Origin of the sequence: Streptomyces sp. CA-251247, assembly GCF_050952975.1 — a bacterium.
In the GTDB taxonomy this organism is placed as follows: domain Bacteria; phylum Actinomycetota; class Actinomycetes; order Streptomycetales; family Streptomycetaceae; genus Streptomyces; species Streptomyces achmelvichensis.
In genome coordinates this window covers 1,046,808-1,058,225 of record NZ_CP191861.1, presented here as the reverse complement: position 1 = coordinate 1,058,225, position 11,418 = coordinate 1,046,808, and the positions used below count along the sequence as shown (strand labels likewise).

Genomic DNA, 11,418 nt, shown 5'->3' with positions numbered 1-11,418 from the left:
GCCCGTCGGGGACCGGCTGCCGCGACACCGGCAGGGACCGGTCAGCTGGACACCGTCGACGGCACCGCGGTGTGCTCGGGCACGACCGGCGGAGCCGCGGTGAACGGCCCCTCCGTGGTGGCCCCGTGCACGATCGGATGCACGGGCAGCGCAACGGCCGCCGACGGCGCCGAGAGCGTGAACCAGACGGCCTTGCCCAGGTCGCCCCGGGGATGCACACCCCAGCAGTCGCTCACGGCGGCTATCAGTCCGAGACCGCGCCCCGACGTGTCGAGAGCATCGCTGTCCCGCACGGTCGGCAGTCGCGGGTCGTTGTCCCGTACGGACACCGTGAGGCGGTCGAGCAGCAGCTCGATGTCCACGGTGCACATCTTGTCCGGCTCGGCATGCCGGTGGACGTTGGTCAGCAGTTCAGTGACGCCGAGCGCCGCCTGGTCGATCAGAGGATCGAGATGCCAGTAGCGCAGTTGCGCCGAAATGATTCTGCGGACCTGTCCGATCCGCGACGGCAGGGCTTGGAGCTCCACCGTGCAGTGCCTGCTTGGCTGGCTGATCACGGCTGCGACTCCCCGAATGAGGTCCGGAAGAGAACGGAGGATCGGATCCAGCAGTTGGCTGGCTGCTGATTTGTCCGGCGGGCTGGATCACAGCGTTACCGCCGGTGCACCCTGAGTGATGTGAGACCAGCGTGAACCAATGACGACGGTCCCGCAACCTGACAGCACCCGGGCGGGGAATCTCAGTCCCTGCGGCCGCCCGCGCCGCGCACCGCGTCCAGGAAACGCCCGGCCAGTGCCCGGGCTTCGGGCCGGTGATTGCGCTGACCCATGGTCAGCCGGTACCGCTTGCCGTTCACCGTGACCGCCGTGCTCGCCTCGTCGGCGAACCAGGGCCGGCCCGCGCTGACCGCGCGGACGGGGGCGCTGTCGATCACCCGGCCGTAACTCGTCAGCAAGGCCACCTTGCCGTCCTTGATCAAGACCTGTCCGGCCTTGGTGAGTGAGCGCGGCCATCGTTCGATCCGTACGCCCGTGGCCCGGAACTCGGGCTCCACCATCGCCATCGGCCCACCGCCCCCTTCGTCAGGTCATCTCCTGGCAGTCTGCACAACTCCGGCCGCGTGCACCAGTGCGTGTCCGCAGGTAGCGCACGTCCCGGCCCACAAGCGACCCCTATGGATGCCCAAAGTCAACGTTTGTGCAGGTGAGGGGCTTACTGTGGCAGGAGGGATGCAGTACTGGCCAAGGCGAGGGGCGACGCTCATGAGCACGGACGAGAAGCGTGTGACGGACGGGGCGACGGCGACCGCCGACGTCGACCGTAGCGACCCGCAGTACCGGGCCTGGCTGAAGGAGGCGGTCCGCAAGGTCCAGGCGGACGCCAACCGATCGGCGGACACCCACCTGCTGAGATTCCCGTTGCCCGAGGAGTGGGGCATCGACCTCTACCTCAAGGACGAGTCCACCCATCCCACCGGCAGCCTCAAGCACCGGCTGGCTCGTTCTCTCTTCCTCTACGGCCTCTGCAATGGCTGGATCCGGCCGGGCAAGCCCGTCATCGAGGCGTCCAGTGGCTCCACGGCCGTCTCCGAGGCGTACTTCGCCAAACTGATCGGCGTCCCCTTCGTCGCGGTGATGCCGCGCACCACCAGCACCGAGAAGATCCGGCTGATCGAGTTCCACGGCGGCCGGTGCCACTTCGTGGACGACTCCCGCAGGATGTACGAGGAGTCGGCGGCACTCGCCGAGCGGACCGGCGGCCACTACATGGACCAGTTCACCTACGCCGAGCGGGCCACCGACTGGCGCGGCAACAACAACATCGCCGAGTCGATCTACCAGCAACTGCGGCTGGAGCGGTACCCCTGCCCCACCTGGATCGTCGCCACGGCCGGCACGGGCGGTACATCGGCGACCGTGGCCCGCTACGTGCACTACATGCAGTACGACACCCGCATCTGTGTGCCCGACCCGGAGAACTCCTGTTTCTTCGAGGGGTGGACCGAGAGCGACCCGCAGGCCAGCACCGACTGCGGCTCCCGTATCGAGGGCATCGGCCGGCCGCGCATGGAGCCGAGCTTCGTGCCCGGAGCCATCGACCGGATGATGAAGGTGCCCGACGCGGCCAGCGTCGCGGCCGTACGGGCACTGGACGCGGCCATCGGGCGCAAGGCGGGCGGCTCCACCGGCACCGGCCTGTGGAGCGCGCTGAGGATCATCGCCCAGATGGTGGCGGACGGGCAGCGGGGGAGTGTTGTCACACTGCTCTGCGACCCGGGCGACCGTTATCTGGACAAGTACTACTCCGACGCGTGGCTGGCCGGACAGGGGCTGGACATCGCTCCGTACACCGCGACCCTGGAGCACTTCCTGTCGACCGGCGTCTGGCCCGACTGACGCGGCTCGCGCGTGCGGGTCAGGAGGTGGCGGACCGGGCGAGCCTGCGGTCCAGCCGGCGTATCGCCCGCCGGAAGGACGTGCCGAGGCCCGCTCTGCTCAGCCGCACCAGGACGCGCACCGGCGCCGGACCGTCCACGGCGAAGGTCCACCGCACCCGGCTGCCCTGTGCCGTCGGAGTGACCACCCATTCCTCCAACAGGGCCCGCAGACCGGGTGCGTTGGTGGTGTCCACCCGGTACGCGTAACGCTCATGGGGATCCGTCGCCATGACCGTCTCGCCGAAGAAGATGCCGCCCTTGAGCCGGACGTCCCGGCCCGCGCCGTCGCGGGTGGGGACGGCCGAGGACGCCGCGTCGAACCAGGCCGGCCAGTCCGTCACGTCCTCGGCGAGCGCCCGGTACACCGCCTCCGGGGAGGCGGAGACGTCGCCGGTGAAGACCAGTCGTACGGGGGCGGACTCGGCGAAGTCGAGTTCCACCGGGTGGAGTCGGCGGGGCATGGACCGTACCTCCGGTGCAGGGAGCGGGCCCCACACCGTAACTGACATCCTGTCAATTGTCCGCCCCTGCAGAGCGGTCGACGTCAGCCTCCGAGCGCGGAGAGGCCCTCCCCGCCCCGCATCCGGCCCGACAGCTTCACCTGAGCGTCCCGGGGCGCGGGCACCGCCAGCGTCGGACCCGCGGCGCCGGCCGTCACAGCGCCGGACGCGGAGATCCGTGTCACCGCCCGGCTGCCCGCCGCCAGCAGGAACCATCTGCCCGACGGCGACCGCCAGTGCGTGCCGGCCAGCACATGCTGCCCGAACCTGCTGCAGGCCGCCGAGTCCTTCGCCTCGGCCACCACTGCGCCCGGCGCGGTGACCGCCCCGGCCGGCGGCTGGAACTGCACCAGCACCCGGCCGCGCCCGCGCCAGGTGTCTGCGCGGGTGCACACCCAGGCCGCCCGTCCGCCCTTGTCGGGCAACTCCTGCTCGGCGTACGTCCAGTTGTTGACGGCCCGTACGCCCGACCCGCGCAGCGTGGCGAGCAGACAGGCGCCCCGCGCCCAGCCGGTCAGCGCGGGACCACCGGTCGCCTCGCGCGGCTGCCGCGCCGGAGCGCCGGACGACGGCGGCGGGGTGTGGGTGAGATGGACCGGAGCGAGATCCCCGAGGTCGGTCACGAGGAACGCGTGGTTCTCCACGATCCGCTCCGACGACCGCAGTTGCAGCACCGGCCACGACGAACACGAGCCGCCGGGCGCCGGGCTCGGCACCACCGCGGTGACCCCGTCGGCGGAGACTTCGAGATCCCGGGCCGGGCTGTCGGGCGCCAGCAGATCCCGCGTGGTGGTCTCCGCGATCCACGGCGCCAGCAGATAGCGGGCACCGGACGCGGTACGGTTCACGACCAGAGCCGCGGCGGTCGTCACATCGGCGTTGTCCGTACGGGCGAAGTCGAGCGCCGCGGGGCCGTCGCCGGACACCGGCTCGGCGTAGCGCACCACTCGCTCCCCCTCGTGCAGCAGCACCACCGCCGCTCCGTCCCAGTCGCCCGCGAACAGCAGCCGCGGTGGCTTCGCCGGGGGGACCTTGGCCGTGTCGGCGGTGGCCGAGACCCTCAGCTCCGTGTCCGGCCGGGCCCACGCGCGCAGCGCCCGCTCCAGCAGTGCTGTGTCGTTCACCCGGTCCCCGCGGGCCGGCCAGACCGAGAAGTCGATCCGGGAGGTGTCCGCCCACTCGTCGCGCGGGGCGTGTTCCAGCAACTCCGGGTCGAGCGCCCGGGCCAGGGCCACGTTTCCGGCGTCCATGGCCGTCACCGGGCCCGCGTCGCGGGCCGCCTCGTCGGACACCGTCACCACCGCGGCGGCGATCACGACGAACGCTGCGCCGGTGGCGATCGAACGGGCACGCTGCCGGCGGCGGAGCAGATCCGTGGGGCGCGTCTGGACGGCGCAGGGATCGAACTCCGCGCTGCGCAGGAGCGATTCGGTACGACCGTCCCCGGCACGCCGCAGCCGTGCGGCGGACCACAGCGCCTCCTCCGGATCGGCCGCCCCCGCCTCCTTCAGCAGTGCCAGGACCTCCTGGTCGGACAGGCCCTCCAGCACGGTCAGCGCGAACGCCGCACGCGCGGGTGCGGCCAGCGCCGACAGCGCCTGGTCGAGGGCGAGTTCCTCGGCGCCGCCGGCGCTCGGGAACAGCCGCAGACCCACCACGAGGGGCAGTCCGGGCCATCGCACCGCGGACCCCCCGGCGCGGGCGGGCCACCAACGCGGCCGCAGCTCGTGGCGCAGAGCGGCCCGCAGCACCCGGGTACGCACCCAGAGATAGGCGGACGCCTCCGTGCCGCGCTGAGAGGGAACCCGGGGCGTGCGCTGCGAGCGGTGGGCGCGGGGCAGTGCCCGCTGGACCGTGGAGTGCGCGACGAGAACCCGCCGGTGGCGGCCCAGCGACGCGGGCAGTGTCAGATAGGCGAGACGGACGAGCCGGGGATAGTGCTCGACGAGGGTTGCTTCCGCCTCGTCGATCCCGGGAAGCCCGGCAGCTACGGCGCCTGCGGGCGGCTGTTGGCGTGTCGGCATCGGTGCTGGGCCTTCCGGATGTGCTGATGCGCTCTCACTCGCCACGTCAAACGACTGAATCGTGCGACGGTCACACCGGCGTTCCTGGGCCTGGCCCCGCTCAGTGACCGCGCCCCCGCAACAGCCCGTCCAGCGCCCGGCCGAACACCACCCGACCCACCCTGACGACCAGCGGATCCAAGGCCCGCGGCAGCGGCCGGATCCGCAGCTCCTCGGTCCACACCACCACCGCCCCCGCGCCCTGCGGCTCCACCTCGATCTCCGCCCAGCCGGTGATCACCCGGCCCCGCTTCTCCAGCCGGCAGCGGGCCGTACCACCCGCACCCGGCGGGACCCAGCGCACGACCTCCATCGGATCGTCGAAGCCGACCCGTCCCACGCCGGAGCGCACGACGAACAGCGTGCCCTCGCCGGTGGGTACCCCGGAGACCGAGGACAGCCGGGTGAGCGGCACCTGGGCCGCATGGGAGCGCCAGTCGGTGACCCGGCTCCACGCCTCGTCCGCGCTCAGCGTCACCGCCCGCGTCAGCCGGAACGCCGTCACGTCGGTCAGCCGTCCTGTTCGTCCTGCCCGGAACTCTCCGGACCGCCCGCCACCACCAGACCCGGCAGATGCTCCGCGATCTCCTCGCGCGCCTCCGCGGACAGCCCGGCGTCCGTGACCAGCGTGTCGATCTCCGCAAGGGCGGCGAACGAACTCAGGCCCACCGTCCCCCACTTGGTGTGGTCGGCGACCACCACCACCCGCCGCGCGGCCTGTACGAAGCGGCGGTTGGTCTCTGCTTCCGCAAGGTTCGGCGTGGACAGACCCGCCTCCACCGAGATCCCGTGCACCCCGAGGAAGAGCACATCGAAGTGGAGCGAGCGGATCGCCTGGTCGGCGACGGGACCCACCAGCGAGTCCGACGGCGTACGCACACCACCGGTCAGGACCACGGTCGCGCTGCCCGGACGTGGACCGGCGGTCGCCCCCGAGCGCTGCGCGGCGTGGAACACGTCCGCCACACGCACCGAGTTGGTCACCACCGTCAGATCCGGCACGTCCAGCAGATGATGCGCCAGCGCGTACGTGGTGGTCCCGCCGGACAGGGCGATCGCGCTGCCGGGCACCGCCAGCTGCGCCGCCGCTCGCGCGATGTCCTCCTTGGCGCTCAGCTCCAGCGCCGACTTGGCCTCGAACCCCGGCTCGTGGGTGCTCGCCTCGACCACCGGCACCGCACCGCCGTGGACCTTCTCCACGACCCCCTGGCGGGCCAGCGCGTCCAGGTCCCGGCGCACGGTCATGTCGGAGACGTTGAGCTTGCGGGTGAGTTCGTTGACCCGCACCCCGCCGCGCCTGCGTACCTCGTCGAGGATCAGAGCACGCCGCTGCTCCGCGAGCAGGTTCTGGTTGTCCGTCACTGCCGGGGCCGGTCCTTCCACGTCGTCGTGAGCGTCCGAGGTCAAGGTTTCTCATCCTCGCACGGCTCGCACGCCCCGGGCTCGCGGAGATTCGGTGAGAGCGGTGCGGTGAACTGCTGAGATCCGGGATTCTGGGGCATGAACACTGCGCGGTCGCGCACGGATCGATCCTCCCACCGAGAGAGCGAGTCACAGAAGTGTCCCCTGCCACTCCGGTACCGCAGCACGGAGGGCCCGCGCTCGAACTGCTGGTCCACGGCGTCGGCGGTGCGACCCCGCAGGACATGCTCGGTGACCCCCGCACGGTGCGGGTCTCCGGCGACGAGAAAGCCGCCGTCTTCCGCCGCACCGAGGACGAGGAGGCGGAACACCGACCCGAGCTGTACGTCGACCGGCCCATCCCCGAGGCCTACTGCTGGTCCAACCTCACCTCGGGCAACAGCGCCCGGGCCCTGTGGCTTCTCCTGCTGCCGTTCATGGTCGTCAACCTCGCGCACTGGATGCGGCCGCGCGCCCGGGGCCGCCGGCGGACGACCCGGACGTACGGGGTCCTGGTGCGGCTCCTCGCCCTCAGCCTCACCGTGCTGCTCACCGCCGCCGCCTGCGAGGTGGCGCTCGACCTCGTCGCCTGGCAGTGCGCGGGCTCGGCCGCCTGCGCCGCCGACCGGTCCTGGCTGGGATTCATCTCGAGCGCCCAGGGCGGCTGGTGGTCGCAGCCCGGCCGCCGGCTCGCGCTCGCCTCCCTGCTCCCGGCCGCGCTGGTGGGCCTGCTCTGGTATCTGTCCAACCGCACCTGGAGCGCGTACGAGTCGCAGCGGCCGCCGAGCGGCCAGGACGTGGCGGAGGGCGAGGCCGGGCCGAAGGACGACGAGGCACACACCGCCGGCCCGGCCCTGCGTCCCGCGCTCGGCCGGCCCGGCTTCTGGTACGGACGCCGGCTCGTCGCCCGGCTGCGTGCCGCGCACACCGCGGCCGGTTTCCTCACCGTCTCCGCTGCCGTCGCCGGAGCCGCCGCCCGGCACGACCGGGGAGCCGGTAGCACCCCGCTCGCGGTCTGCGGATGGCTGATCGAGGCCGCACTCGCCATCGGGCTCCTGGCCGTGCTGCGGGTCGTCTTCCGCCGGGGCCGCAGCGAACGCCGGATGGACGCCCGGCTGGACCGCGTCACCGTCAGCGTGCTGCCCGGCGCGGCACTCGCCCTGTTCGCGCTCTCCCTGCTGTACGCCTGCTGGTCCCGGCCCGGGTGGACGTCGAGCGGCACCCTCCCCGGCGATGTCACCTTCGGGGTCATCACCGTCGCCCAGGGGGCACTGGTCGTCGCCCTCGCCGTCGCGGCCCGGGCCCTCCACCGGCACGCGCGCGACGCCCGGACCGTCCTGCACGGTCTCGGCGGCCCCGCCGTCGCGATGCTCGCCTGCGCGCTCGGCGGGGTGATGACCGGAGGTGTCGCCCAGAGGGTCGCCGACTGGCTGGACGGCCCGGGCACCCCCGGCATGCACGGCGAGGGCACCATCCCCGGACCTCCCGTCCTGCTCAGCTGGCAGGCGTCCGTCATCCCCGTGCTGCTGGTGCTCCTGCTCGTCCCGTCGGCCGTCCTCGGCGTCCGGACCTGGCTGACCGGCCGCCGCATCGCCGAGGGCGTCGAGTCGGAGTACGACGCGGACCGCCCCGACGCCGTACGGACGCGGCGGATCGCCGGCACCCGGGCCCGGGCAGGCCTCACCGACGACGCACCCTGGCTCGTCGGCATCGTCTCCGGCGCCACCCTGCTGCTCGGCGCCGGCGCAGTCGCCGGAGCGTGGGCGGGGGGAGCAGTGCCGGGCGAGGCGTTCGCCGGCAGCGGCGGGTTCGTCGAGTCCGTCGCCGACACCGCGCAGTCGCTGGGCTCCTGGCTGATCGGCTTCGGTTTCATACTGTTCGTGACCTGGGGGCGCCGGGCCTACCGCGACGCCTCCGCCCGGCGCACCATCGGCATCCTGTGGGACGTCGGCACCTTCTGGCCGCGCGCCGCACACCCCTTCGCGCCACCGTGCTACGCGGAGCGAGCCGTTCCCGACCTCACCTGGCGCATGTGCACCTGGACCGAACGGACCGGGGGCCGGCTCGTCATCTCCGGCCACTCCCAGGGCAGTGTGCTGGCAGCCTCGGCCGTCTGGCAGCTGCCGCCTCAGACCCGCCGCCGGGTCGCCCTGCTGACGTACGGATCCCCGTTGGAGCGGCTCTACGGCCGCTGGTTCCCCGCCTACTTCGGACCCGCGGCGCTGCGCGAGCTGCGCGGTGAACTGGACTGCTGGCGCAACCTCTGGCGGGTCACCGACCCGATCGGCGGGCCCGTCCGGGTGCCGGCCGAGGGCGACCACCCCGATGTCGACCGGGCAGCGCTCAAGGACCCGCTGATATACGGCCGTTCACGCCAGCACCCGTTGCCCGAACCGATTCTGGGCCACTCCGACTACCAGGCCGATCCGGCCTTCCGTACCGAGCGCCAGGAACTGCTCGACCGGATCGGCGCGGCCGTCCCCCGCCAGACTCAGGGCAGTTCGGGCAGGTCGTCCGGGTAGAGCAGGGTCAGGTCGTCGGTGTTCATCTCGGTGAGCTCGGCGACCCGGCCCGCGTGCCGCTCCACCATCGACTCGAACGTCTGCCGCGCGGTACGGCCGTTGCCGAACGCGGGGCCCTTGGGCAGCGCCGTGAAGTACTTCAGCAGAGCGTCGTCCGTGCCCTCCGCGAGCCGGTACTCGTGGTCCTCGGCCTGCTGCTCCACGATCCGCAGAAGCTCGTCGGCCTCGTAGTCCTGGAAGGTGATGGTCCGTGAGAAACGGGACGCCACACCGGGGTTGACCGACAGGAAGCGTTCCATCTCCGCGGTGTAGCCGGCGACGATGACCACCACCGCCTCCCGGTGGTCCTCCATCAGCTTCACCAGGGTGTCGATGGCCTCCTTGCCGAAGTCACGCCCCGAGTCCTCGGGGGACAGGGCGTACGCCTCGTCGATGAACAGGACCCCGCCGCGCGCCCGGTCGAACGCCTCCTGCGTACGGATCGCCGTGGAGCCGATGTGCTCACCGACCAGGTCCACCCGGGACACCTCGACGAGATGACCGCGCTCCAGCACACCCAACGAAGCCAGGATCTCGCCGTACAGCCGCGCCACGGTCGTCTTGCCGGTGCCGGGGGAGCCGGTGAACACCAGATGCCGGCGCACCGAGGCGGCCTTCAGCCCCGCCTCCTGGCGGCGCCTGCCCACCTCGATCATGTTGGTGAGCGTGCGGACCTCGCGCTTGACGCTGTCCAGGCCGACCAGCCCGTCCAGTTCGCCGAGCACGGCACCGGATGTGCGCACCGGCTCGGCCGGCGGCGCGGACTCCGTCGGCTGCGTGGGCTGTGCGGGGACCGCCCCGAGCAGACCGGCCGTCTGGGTCGCCGTCACCACGGCCGGAGTCGGCTCCGTCTGCGGCCGCACCGCGCTCTCGTCGCTCGTGCAGTCCTCGACGACCGGACCGTCCGGCTCCGCGAACTCGTAGCCCCCGCGCGCACACCGCTCCGTGCGGCAGCGGTTCAGCGTCGTGCGGCAGCCGCCCATCACATGGAAGCCGTACCCTCCGCTGCCCGTCACCCGGCAGCCGCGGAAGGTGCCCCGGCCCTCCGCCGAGACATAGAACCCCGCCTCGGCGGGCGAGGTGACCGTGCACCGCTCGATCAGCGGATCGGCGCCCTTGGTGACGATCACCCCGGTCTGTGCCGCGTCGATGGTGCAGCCGCTGAGCGTGCCGCCGCTGCCGTGGTCGCGGAACCATGCCCCGGTCGACACCTCGCGGATCCGGCAGTCGTCGAGCTGCGCGCTCGCCCCGTCGCTCACCGACACGGCGGTGTTCCGCACCTGGGTGAGATCGCTGTCGACGACGTCGACCCGCGAGCCGCGGTCCAGGACGAACAGAGCGTCCGGCACGTCGTGGACGCGGCACGACTCGAGGACGGCCGTGGCCCCGTCGCTGACCCACACGGCCGGATAGTCGCCCGTACTGTCGTGGATCTCGCACTGATTGGCGTCCACCCGGGTGCCCGGGTCCCAGACCGAGAGTCCGTTGCGCCCGAAGCGGCGCACCGTGGAACGGGTCAGGGTCAGCACCGAGCGGGACCGCAGATCGACCGCGTTCTCCGGGATGTCGTGGATGTCGCAGTCGGAGAGCGTGAGCACGGCATCGGTGTCCAGCGTGATGCCGTCGGCCGAGGTGCGGTGCACGCTGGAGTCGGTGAGATGGGCCGTGGCGCGCGAAGCGACCTGCACACCGCTGCCCTTGATCTCGTAGATCTCGCAGCCGATGGCCTCCAGACCGGTGCCCTCGCCGGTGACACTCAGGCCCGCGCCCGAGGCGTGATGGATGCGGCAGCGCTCCAGGCGTGGATGCGCGCCGCCACGGACGGAGACGCCCGACTGCCCGGCCGCCACCACCTCGCACTCCTCGAACACCCCGCCCGCGCCCTCCAGTACGGCGATGCCGATACCGGCCGGATTGTCCACCGTGCACCGGCGCACCGTGGGACGGGCCGCGCCGCGAACCTCCAGGCCCGCGGCCGAGCGCGTGACGATCCGCAGATCGATCAGCTCGGGTGTGCCGTCCTCCACCAGCAGCGCGGGCGCCGCCGAGTCCTGCCCCTCGACGTGCAGATCCTGAACCGTCGCCGAGGCGCGCACGGTCAGCGGCACTCCGTCGGCGGGCGCGATGCGCACCGAGCCGACCGCTCCTTCGGCACCGCGCAGGGTGACCGCCCGCTGGAGCACGAGATTCTCGCGGTACGTCCCCGGGGCCACGGTGAGGATGTCGCCGTCCGCCGCGGCCTCCAGGGCCGCGGCGAGAGAGGCGTACTCACCCGTGCGGCGCCGCCACCGTGATGTGCCGGTGTGCGTCACCTGGACCGTGCCCTGTGCCATGGTGTTGCTCTGCCCCCACCTCGTGACATTGCTCCGCCGCGCCCTGAAGAGGGGGGCGCCCCCCGGACCCCGCGAGGGGGTCGCACCACCGTAGCGCGCGGGACGGGCCGGAGTTGACGAGTC

At 72.4% G+C, this 11,418-nt stretch carries 9 protein-coding genes; 2 read left to right on the top strand and 7 right to left on the bottom strand.

Going from position 1 to position 11,418, the window contains the following annotated elements; genetic code table 11:
* Positions 1–41: 41 nt before the first annotated feature.
* Together ACQPWZ_RS04480 and ACQPWZ_RS04475 are read right to left on the bottom strand one after the other, a co-directional pair.
* Positions 42–557, bottom strand: a complete 516-nt coding sequence (locus tag ACQPWZ_RS04480; RefSeq protein WP_340471818.1) for an ATP-binding protein — start codon at positions 555–557, stop codon at positions 42–44.
* Between the two features lie 182 nt (positions 558–739).
* Entirely contained in the window at positions 740–1,063 is a 324-nt protein-coding gene (locus tag ACQPWZ_RS04475) for a hypothetical protein (RefSeq protein ID WP_356702604.1), read from the bottom strand.
* Between the two features lie 199 nt (positions 1,064–1,262).
* Here ACQPWZ_RS04475 and ACQPWZ_RS04470 point away from each other — a divergent pair, with 199 nt between their 5' ends.
* A complete protein-coding gene (locus ACQPWZ_RS04470) occupies positions 1,263–2,396 on the top strand; it encodes a PLP-dependent cysteine synthase family protein (protein ID WP_340471817.1) in 1,134 nt (377 codons plus the stop codon).
* A gap of 19 nt (positions 2,397–2,415) precedes the next feature.
* Here ACQPWZ_RS04470 and ACQPWZ_RS04465 read toward each other — a convergent pair whose 3' ends face one another.
* From ACQPWZ_RS04465 to ACQPWZ_RS04450, 4 genes are all read right to left on the bottom strand, one after another.
* Entirely contained in the window at positions 2,416–2,898 is a 483-nt protein-coding gene (locus ACQPWZ_RS04465; RefSeq protein ID WP_433570713.1) for an SRPBCC family protein, read from the bottom strand.
* An 83-nt stretch (positions 2,899–2,981) separates the two neighbouring features.
* Positions 2,982–4,961, bottom strand: a complete 1,980-nt coding sequence (locus tag ACQPWZ_RS04460; RefSeq protein WP_433570712.1) for a hypothetical protein — start codon at positions 4,959–4,961, stop codon at positions 2,982–2,984.
* A 100-nt stretch (positions 4,962–5,061) separates the two neighbouring features.
* The gene (locus tag ACQPWZ_RS04455) at positions 5,062–5,505 is read right to left on the bottom strand and encodes an SRPBCC family protein (protein WP_340471814.1); all 444 of its coding nucleotides are present in this window, start codon (positions 5,503–5,505) and stop codon (positions 5,062–5,064) included.
* A 5-nt stretch (positions 5,506–5,510) separates the two neighbouring features.
* Positions 5,511–6,362, bottom strand: coding sequence for a DeoR/GlpR family DNA-binding transcription regulator (locus tag ACQPWZ_RS04450; protein WP_433573765.1), 852 nt, complete (start codon positions 6,360–6,362; stop codon positions 5,511–5,513).
* A 197-nt stretch (positions 6,363–6,559) separates the two neighbouring features.
* On the opposite strand from ACQPWZ_RS04450, the gene ACQPWZ_RS04445 reads away from it, so the two are divergent.
* Entirely contained in the window at positions 6,560–8,923 is a 2,364-nt protein-coding gene (locus ACQPWZ_RS04445) for a hypothetical protein (RefSeq protein ID WP_405568098.1), read from the top strand.
* Here the strand turns inward: ACQPWZ_RS04445 and ACQPWZ_RS04440 are convergent.
* The gene (locus ACQPWZ_RS04440; protein ID WP_433570711.1) at positions 8,893–11,295 is read right to left on the bottom strand and encodes a right-handed parallel beta-helix repeat-containing protein; all 2,403 of its coding nucleotides are present in this window, start codon (positions 11,293–11,295) and stop codon (positions 8,893–8,895) included. The genes ACQPWZ_RS04445 and ACQPWZ_RS04440 overlap by 31 nt on opposite strands.
* Positions 11,296–11,418 lie beyond the last annotated feature (123 nt).